The sequence below is a fragment of the Clostridium swellfunianum genome (genome assembly GCF_023656515.1).
GTDB classification, from domain to species: domain Bacteria; phylum Bacillota; class Clostridia; order Clostridiales; family Clostridiaceae; genus Clostridium_AT; species Clostridium_AT swellfunianum.
The window spans coordinates 37171-56180 of sequence record NZ_JAMOFV010000006.1; the positions used below are offsets into that span (position 1 = coordinate 37171).

Here is a 19010-nt window from a genome sequence, read left to right on the forward strand (position 1 = left end):
TGAAAGCAGCAGGATGTAATCCTGCTGCTTTATAATTATTCCTTATTCAATTCTATAAGAATAGCTTTCAATTCATGAAGATTTTGTTTAAAATCATCATTAATGGAATCTTGCGACTCAATAGCTGCAGCAGCTTCATGGCATAATGCTGCATTATTTTCTGCTATTGAAGATAAGGCTTCAACCTTTGATAATATATGATTTTTCTTATCTGAAGTAGCAACAAGAGCAGCGATGCTGCTATCAATTTCTAAAGCTGCTTCATCAATTGAATTTTTTATGTTTAAGAAGGTCTCTTTAGTAGTCTTTAAGGTTTCATTTTGGAATTGAAGAGCACTTTCACCATCATTCATATTTGAAGAAGTACTTAAAATGTCAAGCTTAATTTCGTCTAATATTTTTGTAATGTTGGAAACTGCAAGCTTTGAATTTTCTGCAAGCTTTCTTACCTCATCTGCAACAACTGAAAAACCTCTTCCAGCTTCACCTGCTCTTGCAGCTTCAATAGCAGCATTTAAAGCCAGTAAATTTGTTTGGCTTGCTATTTGACTTATTGAATCTGTTATTATGTTTACGGATTCAATTTTTGATACCAGATCACTTACGGTAGAAGTAGAGTTTTTAAAAGCTTCTTTAAGTTCACTTAAAGAGGTATCAAGATTTTCAATATTATTCAAGCCTTCATCAGCAATATTGTTTGTGTCCAATACTTTTATTTGAACATTTGTTATTCCTTCAGCCATGCTTTCCATATCAGAGCTAAAAGCTTTTAATGTATTAAAGGTATCTGTTATGTCATCTCTTTGCTTTAGATTAGATGAAGTTATCTCGTTAAAAGCATCACTGATACGACTGGATACTGAAGAAAATGAGTATGTTTTTTCCTCAATTTTCGATATAGTTGAGTCAAAATTATTTAATGCCTGCAGATTATTAACTGAGTTTTCATTACCCGAATCTTTGGTAGAGGCACATTCTTCAAGAACAGCATTTTGGCTTGCTTTTTTTCTGGTGAATTTAAACATAAGTATTTTGCCTTCCTTTCATAATATAACGAAAAAATTATACATAATCAGAAACCTTATTTGAAAAACCTAGAGAAAAATCCACTTTTCTTAGTTTCCTCAGTAGAATCCTCAGAAGTTTCCACTTTAGATGTTTCTTCTTTAATAACATCTCTTTGATCTCTAGCAAGATCTTTTATTTTTTGTGGAACATTTGGAGTGGTTATTAGCTTGCTAAACCATAGATTAGCCTCGTCAATGGCTCCTGTTCGCCTATTTAATTCGCCTATAAGATACATCACAGTATATTTATCCATACCGCAGATAGGGAAATCTTCGTTCATATAAGCATCATTAAAACCTTCTAAGGCTTGTTTTAAAAACAATTGCTCATTTTTATTGTCTAATTGAAGTCTATACATCCAAGCTATCCTTAAACATGTCAATGCCTTTCTACTAGTCTTAGACTCCATGACAACGCTGTTCAGAAGTGCAAGTTTATATCTTTCTATAGCTATTTCAACATCGTAAACTTCAGGATAACGCCTTCCTTGCCATTTAGGTGCTATTTTTTCTTGAATAAGTTCTATTTGATAATCTCTAATTTTGTCAAAGTCCTGCTTCATAGCACTATAACCACATGCATTACAAATCCATACTTCATAAAAATAAGGATTTATTAGAGCATATCTCACAAAAAGATCACTATCATTTTTTTGCCTTCTATATGCTGAACTCTTTACAGCCTTTGCCTGAAATTTATTTCCACATACCGGACAAGTTGCACTTGCATCATATAACAAATTCCTAGGGTCGTCCTCTTTCTTTTCTTGAGAATTTTCCTTTTCTTCTTCCTTCTTTTTATTAAAAATATCAACCTCATCTATATTATCAAAACCTAGGTCTTCCAAACCAGAAAAGATATTTTCTTTCATTAAATCACCCACTTACTAAAGTCTTTTGAATAAATATACTATTACTATTATAACAAATTGTTAAAAATATTCTATTGTTTTTCAATAAAATAACTAATGTAAATTATTATTTAAGGATTATGATAAATATATTATAATAGTAAATAAGACAATTGATGTAAAGGATGAAATGCTATGGCAATTAGAGAGTGGAAAACATTTTTAATACCTTACGAACAGGCAGTTGAGGAGCTTAAGGTTAAGTTTAGAAGCATAAGAACAGAACTTAGAAGAAAAAATGAATACTCGCCAATTGAATTTGTTACTGGAAGAGTAAAGGAAATTGCTAGTATTTTAGAGAAGGCTAACAAGTTTAATATACCTCTAGATAGAATAGAGTATGAGATGGAGGATATAGCTGGAATAAGAGTTATGTGCCAGTTTGTAGATGATGTTGAGAAGGTTGTGCAGCTTATTAGAAATAGAAAAGATATGCAGATAATGTATGAGAAGGATTATGTGGCAAATTATAAAGAGAGTGGTTATAGAAGCTATCACATGGTTATAAAATACCCAGTTAATTTAGCTGAGGGGCAAAAGGATATTTTAGCAGAATTTCAAATTAGGACTTTGGCCATGAATTTTTGGGCTACCATAGAGCATTCCTTAAACTATAAATATAAGCATGAGATACCTGATTACATAAGACAAAAGCTTAAGCACGCAGCAGATGCAGCTTTTAATTTAGACCAATTAATGCTCGAAATAAAGGATGAAATTAAAGATGCTCAAAAACTGTTTGAAGTTAAATCCAGTTTAATTTCAAATATAATGAATAATATATTAACCTTAGCGTCTATAGGGAAAGCAGCAGAATCTACAAGATTCCAGCTTCAAATTAATAAGCTTATAGAAGAGGGAGAAGTTTACGATTTAAACAATTTGCTTCAGGCTACTGAAAAAACCTTAGAAAAATACAAATAGAGTGTACCTTTAGAGGTACACTCTATTTGTATTTTTCTAATTTTAAAACCTTATTTATTCGCAAGTTATTTAGCAACTATATTAACAAGTCTTCCTTTAATAACAATAACTTTAGCAACTGTTTTCCCTTCAAGAGAGCTAACAACATCTTCGTTGCTTAAGGCAGCTTCCTTTATTCCATCTTCATTCAATTCAGATGAAACGTTAATTCTTGTTTTAACTTTTCCATTTACTTGAATAGCTATCTCAATTTCATCTTTAACAAGTGCTGAAACATCAAAAACTGGCCAGTTTTGATTAAAGACTGAGTATTCCATTCCAAACAGACTCCATTGTTCTTCAGCAAAGTGAGGTGCAAATGGTGCTAAAAGTTTGATAAAGTCAGAAACTACTTCTTTTAAGAAGGAACCATTTTTGCTTTCTTCGTTAATATACTTTGAAAATGCATTGGTGAGTTCCATCATTCTTGCTATTGCTGTGTTGAACTGAAGTATTTCTGCATCAGCAGTTACACCTCTTATAGCAAAGTGTCTCCAGTAGTTAAGTTCTTTCTCAGCCTTATCTATACTAGTTTTACTATCTGAAGAATTTATCACGCTTCTTGATGCTTCCAATAATCTTTCAATTCTGTCAACAAATCTAGCAATGGATTTTAGTCCATCATCACTCCAAGCGCCACCTTCAGTATATCCAAAGCCAAACATCAAGTACATTCTAAACACGTCGGATCCGTATTCTTTAATATAATCATCAGGGTTTATTGTATTTCCCTTTGATTTACTCATCTTTTGTCCATCAGGTCCAAGTATTAATCCTTGATGAGTAAGCGAAAGGAATGGTTCATCAAAGTTTAGGTATTCCATATCTCTTAGAGCCTTAGTAACAAATCTAGCATATAATAGGTGCATGCAGGCATGCTCAGGTCCTCCTACATATTTATCAACTGGAAGGATCTTGTTTACTTTCTCAGTATCAAAAGCCTTATCGCTGTTTTTGTTATCTGGATACCTTAAGAAGTACCAAGAGGAATCCACAAAGGTATCTAAAGTATCAGGATCTCTTTGTGCGTCATGTCCACAGCGTGGACAAGTAGTATGCATAAATTCCTCGCTCTTAGCAAGCGGGGACTTTCCATCTGGAGAAAATTCCACGTTATATGGAAGTTCCACAGGAAGATGAGTTGTTGGCACAGGAACTATTCCGCAGTGTTCACAATGAACAACTGGAATTGGTGCTCCCCAATATCTTTGCCTTGAAACAAGCCAATCTCTTAATCTATAATTTACTTTAGAGGAGCCAAGTTTAGCAACAGCTAATTTTTTTACTATGGCTTCTTTAGCCTCTTCAGTAGTAAGGCCGTTAAATTCTTCACTGTTAACAAGTTTTCCATACTCTGTATAAGGTAGGTTTGTATCGCTTTCTATAACTCTTTCAATAGGAAGTTGGTATTTGGTAGCAAAAGCAAAATCTCTATCATCATGAGCAGGTACCGCCATAACTGCACCAGTTCCATAGGTCGCAAGTACATAATCTGCTACCCAAATTGGGACTCTTTTACCGTTTATAGGGTTAACAGCATAAGAACCTGTGAATACACCTGTTTTTTCTCTTGTAATAGATTGTCTTTCTATATCAGTCTGTTTTTTTGCATTTTCTTTATATTCTTCAACGGCAGCTTTGAATTCAGGAAGTGTTAGTTTATCTACAAGTTCATTTTCAGGAGCTAACACTACATAAGTAACTCCAAAAAGAGTATCAACTCTTGTGGTAAATACATCAAAGCTTAGGGCTGAATTCTCAACTTCAAAGGTTACTTCAGCACCTGTAGATTTGCCAATCCAGTGTTTTTGCATCGCTTTAGTCTTCTCAGGCCAATCTAAGGTATCAAGCTTTTCAAGAAGTTCATCAGCATAATCTGTAATCTTAAGGAACCATTGAGTTAGATCCTTTTTAGTAACTTCAGTTTCACAACGTTCGCAGTGACCATCAACAACCTGCTCATTAGCAAGAACTGTGTTACAGCTAGGGCACCAATTTACAGGAGCTTTCTTTCTATAAGCAAGACCTTTTTCATAAAGCTTTAAAAATACCCATTGGGTCCATTTGTAGTAGTCTGGCGAGCAGGTAACCACCTCATTGTCCCAATTAAACATTGCTCCCATAGCCTTAAGTTGTTTTTCCATAGTATCAATATTTTTAAGAGTTGAATCCTTAGGATGTATTCCTGTTTTTATTGCATAGTTTTCAGCAGGAAGTCCAAAGGCATCAAAGCCCATTGGCTGGAACACATTATAACCTTGCATTCTCTTCATTCTAGCCCAGGAATCTACTGGGCCGTAGTTAAACCAGTGACCTGCGTGAAGATTAGCTCCGGATGGATAAGAGAACATTTCAAGCACATATAATTTTTTATCTAAATTCTTTTCATCAAATTTATAGAGCTCAGTTTCTTCCCATTTCTGCTGCCACTTTTTATCGATTTCTGTACCATAGTTAGCCATTTTATCTGCCTCCTTATAATTGTTAATATCAAGATAAAATAAAAAATCCTTCATCTCAAGAAAGAGACGAAAGATTTAGATTTCGCGGTACCACTCTAATTAGACCTAATCAGAAGTTGTAAAAATTTCTGATTAAGACTCAGCTCAATTAAGATAACGGATTATCCGTACTTGCTTTTCTGCAAGTATGCTCCCAGGCGAGTTCATATTATATCAAACACTGTTTCACACCAACCAACAGCTCTCTGAGCTTGAATTAAATACTACTGCTCCTGTTCAAAGCCTAACATTTTATAACATTATATGCTAAGTATCAACAAATGTCAATATATAAGAAAACACATATTTAAATGAATATGTGTTTTTGAAATTTAATATATAATTATAGGATTTTTGCAAAATACCTGTGTATATAAGAAATAAATAAGGTAACTGCATAATCAAATACTATGAATACAAATTGAAGCATTACTACGGCTGCATAAATAGGTATATTGACTCTAAGAAGTCCTACAAAAAATACCTTATATAAAATATATAATAATCCTGTCATAGAGTTAAAAAATACAAGTTTTAGTAAAATTTCTAAAGGTACTTTTCTAAGTTTTTCTATATAATACTTAGCAAAACCATAAAGACCAAAAAACAAAACATATGCAGCGACGCTTCCTTTAAAACCAATAAGCAGTACACTTAAAAGGCTAGTAGACAAATAAATAAAGAATGCATTTTTAACAGTTGTAGTAATTATTGATAAGGGTATAATACAGGAAGCTATACCTAGGATATATATTTTGCTTGTTGGTGAAATTGTGCTGAGATATATAAAAAGTACTCCCAAGGCTGTAAATAATCCGCCTCTAGCAATATTTATGGTTTTATTCATAGCTCACACTCCCAACACTAAAATATTTTAGCAACAGCTTATGATATCTCCTCCAAAGCATTCACAACAGGTATCAGCACACCAAAGTGTAGTACATACATCACAAAAATCACTGTCACTTCTGTGTGTATTTCTACCATAGTATGTTTGTCTGTAGCCAGCATTTCTGTTTTGAAGATTATTAAGCGTTTGCTTGTATTCAAAATTATTTGGATCAAGAGTGCAGGCATTTACAATATAATTATAGGCATTGTCATACCAGCCTTTTTTTAGATTTATAAGTCCCATAAGGTAGTTCCATTCCGCATCTCTAACAGTCATTCTGTTAAGCTTTTCCTCAGCTGCTCTAAGGTTTCCAGTCTCAATATCTCGTCTTATTTCGCTATAATTTCCATAGCCTGAATTATTACTGTCGTAATTCTTATAACTGTTTTCCTTATATTTTGGAGTACTACTAGTGTTATTCATAAGATAATCATAGGCTTCATTTGCTTCTCTAAGCTTTTCTTCAGCCAGGTCTCTTAACGGATTATTTCCATATTGATCAGGGTGGTACTTTTTAACTATCTCTTTATAAGCCTTTTTTATTTCTTCTTGAGATGCGCCTTCTCTAATTTCTAGTACTTCGTATGGATTCTTCATTATTTTCCTCCTTTATTTATATCCAAACATAAAACTTTGTCCATTTTTTCCATAAGCCCATATTGCAGTATGTTAACTAACAAATCAAAATTTTTTTTAATAGGAAGCTTAGTTAAATATTCCATACAGCTTTGGGCACAACTTGTTAGTGTAAAATCAACACGGGATTTAATGCTTTCAACAAGCTCTATATAAGACTTGTTATCTTTATTATGTATAGAATTCAAGGCATTAAACTTGTTTGCCTCAATATCTTTTTTTAAATCATCAAAAGCATCAATTATATAAATCCATTTTCCAAGGTTATATCCAAGCCAATAAAGCTTATCTGTATGGTTAGTTTCTCCATAATAAGCTGAAAGTATAAAACCAGTCAAATCAGCAAAAGGATGGCTTATTTCATCCAAGCTTTTGTCAAAAGGATTATTTTCTATATTGCTTAGCTCTTTCAGAGAGCAACCTATGCGCTCTGAATGCTTTTTATATTCCTCAGGAGATTTCTTCAGATAAATGTTTAAAACCGATGAATAAATTTTGCTCAACATCGAATTATCATCATTTACATTATCTAAGAGCTTGTGATAGGTAAGCAAGACATTACAAAAAGCTGAATATTCTAACGGAGAGCTTTCTACAAGAATAAGCCTTTTTTCCATAGGGTGAAAGCTGCAAAACTGCCTTTTTACCTTGATAGTATCATCGTTTAAAGAATCAAGTAAAATTGCTAAAAAAGCCATATCATAATTAAGCGCAAGTCTTGGAAGGTTGCCAAAGTTTTTCTTTATTGTTCGGCATAGACCGCAATAGTAGGCTTTAAATTTTTCAAAGTCTTTTATTTTTAATTCCATTTTACAAGGAGTAACATAACCGAACATTATAAGCCTTTAACTCCCTTATCAGCTAAAATTTCAAATATGGTTTTAGAAGTTGTATCCTCCATTTTATATCCTAAAAGACTTACTACTTCTTGAAGTTCATTCTCATAAGCTGTTTCGATTTCTATGTAAGGGAAGGGACAAAAGCTTTTATCATTAATATCTATTTCAACAAGAGTATTTTTATACTTATAGCTTTCTCTATATTTATTTATAGTCTGTACTAAGCTAAGCCCTAGTGATTTAAATATATTTTCGCCTTCCTCAAAGCTCTCTATTGCTGTTTCGTATTCTTCCATAACCTTATATTTTTCTTGACTTATCATTTTCTTTGTAGTCATATAATGAACTGTTTTATTGTTTAACATATCCTCAATAGTTCTAATTCTAGCATATCCTTTGTTGTTTAAAAGTCGTTTGTCTTCAAAGTCATATATTCTGTTTATTTGATTTTCTATCTTAACTTTTTTGGAGTTAAAACTTATCAATTTATTTCGAATAGCTTCTACATCTATATTTAGTATCCTGGTTTCAAGTTCTTGCATTTATATGCCTCCTGTATTTAAGTGAAGCTTGTAATAATTTTTGTATCGGCAAGAGTAAGTGTATAATTAATAAAGAAAATTATACCATATGCATTACCGGTTTATAAGTACATTTTTAAAATTTAACAATCTGATAGTTACAATTAGAAGGTATATATATTTTATTTGAAAGATAATCTTCCATTATTTATCTAGTTTTTTGCAATCTGAGGTAAGTCCAGGAAGTATATCTTCAAGAAAATACTTTGCACTTATAAGATTGACCAACTTAAGCTGGCTTAGTATTGTATTATATTTATCTTCGAAAGGGACACAGTTCTCAAGGTTCAATTCATTTATACATTCTATTAAGGCATCTATATAATCAGCAGCACGTAGAATCTGGCCTTCTAAGGTTTCATCTTTGCCGTCAAACATTAAATTTTTGTAAATAGATCTATATGGTTCTTCCATATAGGACAGCAGATGTTCTTCAGCAACTTCTTCTTCTATTATATCTACCATCTTTTTCATTTCAGTTTTTCTGTGTTTAACAAAGCTTAGAATATCCCCTGTAAGAGCTTCAACTACGTCGTGGTTTATAAGCTTTTTAAAGAGACGCTCCCAGTTAACTTTATTTCCATGCTCTTCTTCGATAATAGCAAGCATTTGTCCTATTTGAGCAACTAAAAAGGAGTGCTCGCTTACTGTAGCTCTTTGGTGCATAAACTCTGGAGCCCATCTTCCCATATTGTTAAGCTTTCTCACTGTTTTTAAATATTTATCTAAACTCAAGTTATAGCCTCCTTTTGCATGTAGAGCTTTTGTGAAAGTTAACTAATTATACCATATTTATTATGTGTAGAGTCGAGAAAATAATTTATTGGGGAAAATATATTTTTTTATTTAGAGTTTGTATGCTATAATAACTTTAAAGAATTTCATACGAAAATTTAAGGAATTAATAATACTTTACAATCAAAAAAGGAATACAAAGGGCGTAAGAATAAAATATTCTTACGTACAAAAAAGGAATACAAAGGGGAAAGAATAATGGATAATTTTTATGAGCAGCTAATAACTACCTATAAAACATCAGCATATAAAATTGTCAATGCAGGTTTTTACGTGTTTGGATTTTTAGCCTTGATAACTTTAGGTGCATTGCCTATAGCAATAGTTTGCGCTATTCTGGCGGGAGCAGCTTTCTTTGGAAAGAAAAAACTTTACGTTGAATATGAGTATGTTTTTACAAATGGTGAGATTGATGTGGATAAAATTGTTGAAATGAAAAAAAGAAGCAGAGCGGTTGCTTTTAATATTAAGAATGTGGAAGTAATTGCATTAGAGGATAGCGACAGCATAAAAAGTTATTCAAATAAACCTTCAAAGGTATTAAATTTATATCCAAAGACTAATGACAAAAAGGTATATTCTGCTATGGTAACAGGAGGCAACGAAAGGCTGCAGGTTAACTTTGTTCCAGATGAAGAATTTTTAAATTTATGTTATAAGTATAATCCTAGAGCAGTTAAGAAGTACTAATCTGATTTATTTCAGATTAGTACTCTCTAAAATATTAAGATGGAGGAATTACAATGAAGAAAAGGTTTTTATCGTTATCACTTGTTGTTGTACTCATAAGTACATTATTTTTTGGCTGCAAAAGACAAACGATTGCGCAAGGTGACTTAAATCAAAAACAAGTCTATAATGGGCGAGTTTTCTATGAAATATTTGTAAGAGCTTTTAATGATAGCAATGGAGATGGAAAAGGTGACTTAAAAGGCGTTACTCAAAAACTTGATTATTTAAGCAAAGATTTAGGGGTTAGCGGGATTTGGCTTATGCCTATAAATGTATCACCAAGCTATCACGGATATGATGTTACAGATTACTATAACGTAAATTCAGATTATGGAACAATAGAGGATTTAAAGAACCTTTTAAATGAGGCTCACAAAAGAAACATAAAGGTAGTTATGGATTTAGTTATGAATCATACCAGCAAGGAGCATCCATGGTTTAAAGAAGCAGCTTCAGATAAGAACAACAAGCATAGAAATTACTATGTATGGGCTGATAAAAATACTGATGTTACAGAAGGTTCAGCTATAAGTCCTCAACCATGGGTACCTAGTGGACAAGAACATTACTATGCACTTTTTTGGGAAGGTATGCCTGACTTAAACTTTGATAACAAAGAAGTTAGAGATGAAATGAAAAAGGTAGCTAAATTTTACTTAGACTTAGGAATAGATGGCTTCAGATTAGATGCCGCTATGCACATATATAACGAAACAGATAAAAATATTCAATGGTGGAAGGAATTTAGTAATTTTGTAAAGAGTGAGAACAAAGACGTAGTATTAGTTGGTGAGGTATGGGATAAGACTCCTACAATAGCTCAGTACATGAATACTTTGGATTCTGCTTTTAACTTTCCGGCAGGAGAGGCTATTGTTAATATGGTTTCATCAGGAAGCGTTGGAAATGCAGATTTCACTATTGTTAACTCCTTTGAACAGTATGCGAAGCAGAATTTAAATTTTATAGACAGTCCATTTTTAACAAACCATGATCAAAACAGAGTAATGAGTATATTAAACGATGTGGAAAAGGCAAAAAAAGCTGCTTCTATACTATTAACGCTTCCAGGAACTCCATATATATATTATGGTGAAGAAACTGGTATGACTGGTGTAAAGCCGGATGAGAGAATCAGAGAACCTTTTATATGGGATGCGAAAGACACTTCTGAAAACACCTCCTGGATTGATTCCACTAACGAGTCTGAAAAAGTTGCTGTAAGCGTACAATTAAAGGATAAAAACTCTCTTATAAATCATTATAAAAATGTTATTGCAATCAGAAACAATAATGATGTTATTAAGTATGGAAATTTTGAACTTGTAGAAACAAACAGCAGTAATGTTTTTGCGTTTAAGAGAACTTTGGATAACAAGAGCGTATATGTTTATGTTAATTTAGGAAGCGAATCTTTAAAGGAAAAGATAGATATAAACAAGGCCAAAGTTTTATTTTCAAATAAAATCACAAGTAAAAATCTAAATTTTAAAGGTGAAGTAGAATTAAAAGGTGATGACACACTTATATTAGAAGCAAAATAACAGATACTGTTTTAAAAACAAAGAAATAATTAAAATGGTACAGGTGAAAAGTAAATTGAAATTCTAGGGGAATCGATTATAAAATTTGGTAATATATAAAAAACATGGGGTATTAACTAATGCTCCATGTTTTTTATTGACATATTGTCTTTTTATCATTAAATTAATATATGAATTAATTTGGCAGCAGGTGTAAGAATTAATAATCATTACGTACTTTCAGAGAAACACAGGAGGCGTGATGATTAATAATCATTACGTACTTTCAGAGAAACACAGGAGGGTTTAAAGTGGAATATATTAAAGAGATTCATATAAATGAAGCTATAATACATATATTAGATAATAGTTCAGAAGAACCGGTTATTAATGAACAGTATCTGGAACTAAATGAAGATACCTACAAATTTTTGCTTAGACATGTGGATAGGTGTTTGAAGGATGAGGAGCTTAAATATGCTGTTTTTAATCAGGAAAGAAACATAGTAAAGGATTTATCGCAGGAATATCTAGGAGGACAAAATAGTCTTTTAGAGATTTCTAAAGAACTAGCTAGACAAATGTTTATCCTTATGAAATCAAGAGGAAATATAGCTTCAGGAGATTTGCTTATTGTTTCCATTGCAACAGAATATGGACCAATGCTAGGGATTATGAAGATGGATTATATAAAGAACTATACTCATGCTATAGAGTTTGTTGATAACAAGATAGGAATAAATATTGTTCCTCAGTTTACAGGACTTCCAGCAAGCAGCCAAAAGATTCAAAAATGTGCATTTATTAAGCCGCTTCAAGAAGGACAGGATTTTAATCTTTTAGTTATAGATAAGAGTAATAATAAAGAAAAAGATGAGTATGGTTCAAATTATTTTATTTCCAATTATTTGGGCTGTACTATAATAAATAATAAAAGAGATATAACAAAAGCATTTTATAATGCTGCTGAAACATGGACCAGAAACAAGCTTAATGAAGATGCTTCAACTCAAGAAATTGTAAGGAGCACAATTCAAAAGAAACTTAAACAGGAAGATAGTATAGATGTAAAAGCTCTTTCTGAAGACCTTTTTAAAGATCAGTATGAAGCACAGCAGGATTTTGTGCAATTTGTTTCAGCTTCAGGCATAGATGAAACTATAGCTATAGATAAAGAATGGGTGGCTAAGAAGCTAAAAAGAGTTAGACTTAAAATAGACAGTGACATAGATCTGTATATTAATGAAGAAACCTATGATGATCCCAATCGTCTTGAATTTCAACGAAATGGTGACGGATCGATAAATATAATAATAAAGCATATTATAAACTATATACAAAAATAAAAGAGATAGGTGAGTTTTTCGCCTATCTCTTGTTTATTATAGAGAGTTATTTGAACCAAGCACTGCTGTGATTTTTTCTTCAACTAATGCCTGAAGTGCGCTTCTTGCTGCACCCATATACTTTCTTGGGTCGATTTCCTTTGGGTTTTCAGCAAAGAACTTTCTTAAGGTTGCTGTCATAGCAAGTCTTAGGTCTGTATCCATGTTAATCTTGCAAACAGCCATTGATGAAGCTTTTCTTAGCATTTCTGTTGGAACGCCTTTAGCTCCTGCTATGCTTCCACCAAACTCATTGCACATTTCAACATATCTAGGATCAACTGCTGATGCACCATGAAGAACTATTGGGAAACCAGGCAATCTCTTTTGGATGTCTTCTAGTATATCAAATCTTAATTTTGCTTCTCCTGTGAACTTAAAAGCACCATGGCTTGTTCCGATAGCTATAGCTAAGGAATCAATACCAGTTCTCTTTACAAAGTCTTCAGCTTGAGCTGGATTAGTATATACGCTCTTTTCAACTGATACTTCATCTTCTACTCCAGCCAATTGACCAAGCTCTGCTTCAACAACAACTCCTCTTGAATGAGCATAATCAACAACCTCTTTAGTTAATCTTACATTTTCTTCGTAGTCATAGTGAGAACCATCGAACATTACTGAAGTGAATCCAGCATCGATAGCTTCTGTACAAGCAGCTAGACTTGCACCGTGATCTAAGTGAAGAGCGATATCAATTCCTGTTTCTTCAACAGCAGCATCAACCATATGTTTTAAATATTTAGCTCCAGCATATTTCATAGCACTTGAAGAAACCTGAAGTATAACAGGTGATTTTTGAGCCTTTGCACCATTAACAACACCTTGAATGATTTCCATGTCATTGATGTTAAATGCTCCTATTGCATAGCCACCCTCGTAAGCTTTCTTAAACATTTCCTTAGTAGTAACTAAAGCCATTAAAAATTCCACCTTTCATCATATATTAGGGACTTATATTGTCCCAGTGGGTCTTAAACTATCTATCTCTATTATAATCTAATAAAGATAGATTTTCCATAGTTTAATTATAAAATATATTGGCTAATCTTAACAATAGATTTTATCAAAAATCTATTGTGACGCACATTGCTTAATTAGCATATACTATTTATATATTATTTGTCAAAAAATATTTTGCAGGTTTATCTTTTCTAATTTCGATATATGGCTTAGAAGAAACTTTAAAGCGTGAACACTTGCTAGGGCCTCATCCTTAGTTTTCTCCTTAACATATTGAGGAAGTTTCCAAAGCTCCATTTCAACATTATCTATTTCCTGATGGTTTACAAAGATTTTTATGATTTTTGAATGATATTCCCACCTATGGGTGTATTCCATTGCTGATTTATAAGCCTTATCCCACTGGTCATCAGAAATAAACTGCTCAAGTTCATCGTTTACCCTCTGAAGAGTAGAAGATACATTGTTGAGATAGCTTAAAGAGAATAACATTGCTATTATCATGACTAAAAAGATAACAACAGCTATCACTACGTTTCTCATTATCAATCTGTACCTCCTTCCTTAAGTTGATAAAAAAATTTGCCTTTAGAGTCTATTAAGGCTATAAAAACTTTATCTACTGAGGCAATATTATTTTGCTTAAGCTGACTACTAAGCCAGGAAGTATTTTTATCCACAACCTTTAAGTTATGATGATTAATTTTTCCATCAAGAACTAAAGTGACAGGGAGAAGATCCTGAGTAGTTTTTATTTTCATATCCTGTCTAGTAACTGGCTCTAGCTCAGTCTTTGGAATTACAGATAACTGACCGCTAGTTTCTAAAATGGCATATTGAATGTCCTCAATATTATAGTACCCTTGAAGCCTTAATTCTTCAAAGAGGTCATTTATATTAAATCTATCATACTTTAATTGCTTTATATCAATCGTGCCATCTTTTATTATGATGCTAGGCTTGCCGCTGAATATAGTTCTAGCAACTTCACTTTTTAATTCAGCCATAGATATTACTGCCTGCAAAAAAAGCAAGGTCACTATAGGGATAACTCCATGTACTAATGGAATTCTAGTGTCCTGCATTGGGAGAGAAGCTAATTCTGAAACCATAATAGCGATAACTAGTTCAAAAGGCTGCATTTCTCCTATTTGCCTTTTACCCATTATCCTCATGGTTATTACAACTATAAAATATAAAATTATCGTTCTTAACATAACAATAAACATTAACAATCACATCCTTTTTGTGTTACGTAAAGAATGAGCAAGTGCAGGTATATTTTTTGTTAAAAATCTAGAAATTATAAGTAGATTAAGTACATTTTTTCATAATAGGTATTATAATATTATTAATTTCTAAAATAAGTAATTACTCGTAAGAGAGGGGGCAGCAATATGGAAAAATTACAATTAAAGTTGAGCAACGGAAAAATTATTGAGGTTGAAAAAGGAAAGGTTTTATATGAAATATTTAATGAAAACTATGAGGAGCAGGCTTTACCTGTAGTATTGGCAAAAATAAATGACAACTATTATGAACTAACAAGAACCTTACAGGAAGGCAATACATTTGATGTTGTTGACATAAGGACTAATTTGGGCATGAGAACTTATGTGAGAACTCTTCAATTTGTGCTTATCAAGGCAGTTTTTGAGCTTTTTCCTGAGGCTCAGATTACTATTGAGCACGCTATTGGAAAAGGTTTGTTTGGAGAAATTCACAAAAACATTCCTCTCACTTGCCAAGACGTGGAAAATATAAAATCTAAAATGAAAGAAATAATAAATAAGGATTTACCAATTAAGAAGCTAGAAGTTAGCAGAGAGGAAGCAATAGATATTTTTGAAGACTATAAAATGGAGGATAAGCTTAGGCTTCTTAATAATATTTCAGTAGACAAAGTTAAGCTTTACGAATTGGATGGAAGATATGATTATTTCTATGGTTCTATGGCCTATTCCACTGGTGTGTTGAAATATTATGATTTAATGTGCTACGAGTCAGGCTTTATGTTAAGGTATCCAACAGAAGATAACCCAACTGTTATACCAAAGTTTGTCGAGTATGAGAAGCTGGCTAAAATTTTTTATGAAACAGAGCAATGGGGAAATATTTTAGGTGTTGGTGATGTTGGTTCATTAAATGAGAAAGTTGATAATGGAGACATAATAAACATTGTTCATGTGGCTGAAGCACTGCACGAGAAGAAAATAGCCTATATTGCTGATATGATTCATGAAAGGATGGATACAAAGCTTGTCCTTATAGCTGGACCTTCTTCTTCAGGTAAAACTACTTTTGCAAGGAGACTTGGTATTCAGCTTAGAGTAAATGGATGTCTCCCAGTGCCAATATCCCTTGATGATTATTTTGTTGATAGAGAGAAAACTCCAAGGGATGAATATGGAGAATATGATTTTGAATCCATATATGCGTTGGACTTAGAACTTTTTAATGAGCATTTGGAAGCATTGCTTAGGGGGGACGAGATAGAAATACCTAGCTTTAATTTTAAGAAAGGACAAAGAGAGTGGAATGGAGAAAGAATAAAGCTCCCTCAAAATGGTATATTGATTGTGGAAGGCATACATGGATTAAACGAAATGCTTACATCCAGCATTTCTAGAGAGAATAAATTTAAAATTTATATAAGTGCTTTAACTCAGCTAAATCTTGATAATCATAATAGAATTGCTACAACAGATGTTAGAATGATGAGGAGAATGGTTAGAGATTACTTATCAAGAGGTTACGGAGCAGAGCAAACTCTAAAAATGTGGCCTTCTATAAGAAGAGGAGAAGAGAGGAATATTTTTACATTTCAGGAGGAAGCAGACGTAATGTTCAACTCAACACTTGTTTATGAACTTTGCGTTCTTAAAAAATATGCATTAGAAGAACTTAAAAAAATTACCCAAGAAAGCCCTGTCTACTATGAAGCGTTGAGACTTAAAAGCTTTCTGAATTTCTTCAAAGAAGTGGATATGAAAGTTGTACCGGAAAATTCTATCTTAAGAGAATTTGTTGGTGGAAGCGTGTTCTATAAATATTAAAGAAGAAGCTTGAGTATTATATCCTAAATAATACTCAAGCTTCTTCTTTTGCTATTAAATTACCTTTGCAAATTTAGAAGGAATGATGTAAATTATACATAAGATAAGTTACATAAGTAGACCTAAAAAGACTTTTATTTTCAAAAGTCTACAAATAGAACAATAGGTGGTGTGAATATAGATGAGAAAATATAGTGCATTTGATATAATAGGACCTGCTATGATTGGTCCTTCCAGCTCACATACTGCAGGTGCAGCAAGGCTTGGAAAGGTAGCAAAGCTTGTAGCGGGAGGTAAGATTAATAAGGTAAAATTTTTACTTCATGGTTCTTTTGCAAAAACTTATAGAGGACATGGAACTGACAGGGCTTTAGTGGCCGGCATTCTTGGTATGGATCCATGGGATGAAAGGTTAAGAGATTCACTTAAAATTGCAGAGGATCAGGGGTTAGATATAAGGTTTTTAGAAGCTGATCTTGGAGATATGCATCCTAATACAGTGAAGTTTATTATTACTAAAGAAGATGAAACTACTGTTGAAGTTTTGGGCTCCTCAATTGGAGGAGGAAATATCTCAATAACTGAAATCGATGGAGAACCTCTGGAATTCACAGGTGTTTATCCAACTTTAATTATCAAGCATGTTGATGTGCCGGGAATGGTATCAAAAGTAACTGCGTTGATGTCTTGTGAAGGCATTAATATAGCTTTCATGAAAGTTTATAGAAGCAGTAAAGGAGAAACTGCAACAATGATTTTCGAAACCGATAATGTGGTTTCGGAAAAGGTTGTAGAGGAGATTTTGAGCTTGGAGCATATAAAAAACGTAAGAGTTATAAGCCCAATTTCCGAACAATAGAGAGGAGTGAAAATACATGTTTCCTAATCAAGGAACTGAACTTATACAACTTTGCAATAAACAGAGTATTCCAATATGGGAATACACCTTGATATATGAAGAAAAAGAAAGCGGTTTGGATAGACAGACCATTTTAAATAAAATGAAAAAGAACTTGAGTATTATGAAAGAAGCGGCAGAGTATGGTTTAAACCACAAGGTTACATCTGTAAGTGGACTTATAGGTGGGGATGCTTACAGGCTCCAGCAATACTTGCTTAAAGGAAACACCTTAACTGGAGAGTTCATGGTCAAAGCTATGGCCAGAGCAATTTCATGTTCGGAAGTAAATGCAGCTATGGGAAGGATTGTGGCAACTCCAACTGCGGGTTCTTGTGGTGTACTTCCAGCAACTTTAATAACAGCTGGAGAAAAGCTTGGTAAGAGTGATGATGATTTGATAAAGGCTTTATTTACTGCAGCTGGAGTTGGTATATTAATTGCTAAAAATGCAACTATTTCTGGTGCTGAGGGAGGGTGCCAAGCTGAAATTGGATCAGCGTCTGCTATGGCGTCAGCTGCAATTGTTGAAATGATGGGAGGAACTCCTGAGATGGCTCTTCATGCTGCAGCAATTGTTATAAAGAATATATTAGGCCTTGTTTGCGACCCTATTGCTGGTCTTGTAGAAGCACCTTGTGCTAAGAGAAATGCTTCAGGAGCAGTGAGTGCACTTACAGTAGCAGATATGGTAATGGGTGGAGTAAAAAGCATAATACCCTTTGATGATGTTGTACTTGCTATGTATAAAGTAGGAAAGCAGATGCCTTGCGAGCTTAGAGAAACAGCTTTAGGAGGATTAGCTGATACACCAGCAGGAATAGAGTTAAGGAAGAAAATCCTTGGAGAATAGGTTATAAAAATATTGCTTGATTAATATAAATAGTTATGTCATCAATATGATTAGGGTGGTTAATTGAGCGGTAGAAAACTTATAGAAACTTACTATTCTGATATAAATAATTTAACTGAATTATTAGGTAAGCTTGTAAATTCTTATAGATTGCTTATAGGTGGAGCAGATGAACTTAATAAAATAGCTTTATCTAAAAGAAAAGATGTAAAGGAAGCCTTAAAACGAGCTGATGAGCTAGGAGAAATTATAGATAGTATTATAGAAGTTCTAGAAGGAGCTTCTCATAATTATTTAGAATATTGTCTTCTTAAATCGGAATTTATGAAAGGAAAGATGGCTGCACATCATATTGAAACAGAGATAGATGAAGAATTAAAATTTAATGAAGTGAATAAAGATTAAAGGTGTGAGT

The 19010-nt window shown here is 33.0% G+C and carries 19 protein-coding genes and 1 other annotated feature; of the genes, 8 read left to right on the top strand and 11 right to left on the bottom strand.

Features of this window, described 5'->3' with window-relative positions:
- Window positions 1-35: 35 nt before the first annotated feature.
- Both NBE98_RS00350 and NBE98_RS00355 read right to left on the bottom strand, forming a co-directional pair.
- The gene (locus NBE98_RS00350) at window positions 36-1025 is read right to left on the bottom strand and encodes a methyl-accepting chemotaxis protein (RefSeq protein WP_250811205.1); all 990 of its coding nucleotides are present in this window, start codon (window positions 1023-1025) and stop codon (window positions 36-38) included.
- Between the two features lie 56 nt (window positions 1026-1081).
- Window positions 1082-1939 (bottom strand): DUF2225 domain-containing protein, encoded by an 858-nt coding sequence (locus NBE98_RS00355; RefSeq protein WP_250811207.1) that lies wholly within the window; start codon window positions 1937-1939, stop codon window positions 1082-1084.
- Window positions 1940-2113: 174 nt separating this feature from the next.
- Between NBE98_RS00355 and yjbM the strand changes: the two genes are divergently transcribed.
- A complete protein-coding gene (gene yjbM / locus NBE98_RS00360) occupies window positions 2114-2902 on the top strand; it encodes a GTP diphosphokinase (protein WP_250811209.1) in 789 nt (262 codons plus the stop codon).
- Between the two features lie 65 nt (window positions 2903-2967).
- Here yjbM and leuS read toward each other — a convergent pair whose 3' ends face one another.
- From leuS to NBE98_RS00390, 6 genes are all read right to left on the bottom strand, one after another.
- Window positions 2968-5403 carry a leucine--tRNA ligase gene (leuS, locus tag NBE98_RS00365; protein WP_250811210.1) on the bottom strand — a complete coding sequence of 812 codons (2436 nt, stop codon included), beginning with the start codon at window positions 5401-5403 and terminating at the stop codon, window positions 2968-2970.
- Between the two features lie 59 nt (window positions 5404-5462).
- Window positions 5463-5692, bottom strand: a binding site (T-box leader).
- Window positions 5693-5785: 93 nt separating this feature from the next.
- Window positions 5786-6289, bottom strand: a complete 504-nt coding sequence (locus NBE98_RS00370) for a hypothetical protein (protein ID WP_250811211.1) — start codon at window positions 6287-6289, stop codon at window positions 5786-5788.
- 27 nt (window positions 6290-6316) lie between these two features.
- Complete coding sequence (locus NBE98_RS00375) at window positions 6317-6931, bottom strand: J domain-containing protein (protein ID WP_250811212.1); 615 nt, start codon at window positions 6929-6931, stop codon at window positions 6317-6319.
- Window positions 6931-7806, bottom strand: a complete 876-nt coding sequence (locus NBE98_RS00380) for a DUF5685 family protein (RefSeq protein ID WP_250811214.1) — start codon at window positions 7804-7806, stop codon at window positions 6931-6933. Before NBE98_RS00380 ends, NBE98_RS00375 begins: the two co-directional genes overlap by 1 nt.
- On the bottom strand, window positions 7806-8351 hold the full coding sequence (locus NBE98_RS00385) for a class IV adenylate cyclase (protein ID WP_250811222.1): 546 nt from the start codon (window positions 8349-8351) through the stop codon (window positions 7806-7808). Before NBE98_RS00385 ends, NBE98_RS00380 begins: the two co-directional genes overlap by 1 nt.
- A 183-nt stretch (window positions 8352-8534) precedes the next feature.
- The gene (locus tag NBE98_RS00390; protein WP_250811224.1) at window positions 8535-9125 is read right to left on the bottom strand and encodes an HD domain-containing protein; all 591 of its coding nucleotides are present in this window, start codon (window positions 9123-9125) and stop codon (window positions 8535-8537) included.
- Between the two features lie 258 nt (window positions 9126-9383).
- Between NBE98_RS00390 and NBE98_RS00395 the strand changes: the two genes are divergently transcribed.
- From NBE98_RS00395 to NBE98_RS00405, 3 genes are all read left to right on the top strand, one after another.
- Window positions 9384-9875 carry a DUF6106 family protein gene (locus NBE98_RS00395; RefSeq protein ID WP_250811226.1) on the top strand — a complete coding sequence of 164 codons (492 nt, stop codon included), beginning with the start codon at window positions 9384-9386 and terminating at the stop codon, window positions 9873-9875.
- A gap of 53 nt (window positions 9876-9928) precedes the next feature.
- Complete coding sequence (locus tag NBE98_RS00400; protein WP_250811234.1) at window positions 9929-11461, top strand: alpha-amylase family glycosyl hydrolase; 1533 nt, start codon at window positions 9929-9931, stop codon at window positions 11459-11461.
- 290 nt (window positions 11462-11751) lie between these two features.
- Window positions 11752-12786, top strand: a complete 1035-nt coding sequence (locus tag NBE98_RS00405) for a nucleoid-associated protein (RefSeq protein WP_250811236.1) — start codon at window positions 11752-11754, stop codon at window positions 12784-12786.
- 36 nt (window positions 12787-12822) lie between these two features.
- Here NBE98_RS00405 and fba read toward each other — a convergent pair whose 3' ends face one another.
- The 3 genes from fba to NBE98_RS00420 form a co-directional block, all read right to left on the bottom strand.
- Complete coding sequence (gene fba, locus NBE98_RS00410) at window positions 12823-13746, bottom strand: class II fructose-1,6-bisphosphate aldolase (RefSeq protein ID WP_250811240.1); 924 nt, start codon at window positions 13744-13746, stop codon at window positions 12823-12825.
- 204 nt (window positions 13747-13950) lie between these two features.
- A complete protein-coding gene (locus NBE98_RS00415) occupies window positions 13951-14331 on the bottom strand; it encodes a DUF4363 family protein (RefSeq protein ID WP_250811242.1) in 381 nt (126 codons plus the stop codon).
- Window positions 14332-14333: 2 nt separating this feature from the next.
- Complete coding sequence (locus NBE98_RS00420; protein WP_250811243.1) at window positions 14334-15017, bottom strand: DUF421 domain-containing protein; 684 nt, start codon at window positions 15015-15017, stop codon at window positions 14334-14336.
- A 168-nt stretch (window positions 15018-15185) separates the two neighbouring features.
- Here NBE98_RS00420 and NBE98_RS00425 point away from each other — a divergent pair, with 168 nt between their 5' ends.
- The 4 genes from NBE98_RS00425 (at window position 15186) to NBE98_RS00440 (ending at window position 19000) form a co-directional block, all read left to right on the top strand.
- Entirely contained in the window at window positions 15186-16844 is a 1659-nt protein-coding gene (locus NBE98_RS00425; RefSeq protein ID WP_250811244.1) for a nucleoside kinase, read from the top strand.
- Between the two features lie 181 nt (window positions 16845-17025).
- Entirely contained in the window at window positions 17026-17703 is a 678-nt protein-coding gene (gene sdaAB, locus NBE98_RS00430) for an L-serine ammonia-lyase, iron-sulfur-dependent subunit beta (protein ID WP_250811245.1), read from the top strand.
- 16 nt (window positions 17704-17719) lie between these two features.
- On the top strand, window positions 17720-18595 hold the full coding sequence (gene sdaAA, locus NBE98_RS00435) for an L-serine ammonia-lyase, iron-sulfur-dependent, subunit alpha (RefSeq protein ID WP_250811246.1): 876 nt from the start codon (window positions 17720-17722) through the stop codon (window positions 18593-18595).
- A gap of 63 nt (window positions 18596-18658) precedes the next feature.
- Window positions 18659-19000: a hypothetical protein gene (locus NBE98_RS00440; protein ID WP_250811248.1), complete on the top strand. Its 342-nt coding sequence runs from the start codon at window positions 18659-18661 to the stop codon at window positions 18998-19000.
- The last annotated feature ends 10 nt before the right edge of the window (window positions 19001-19010 follow it).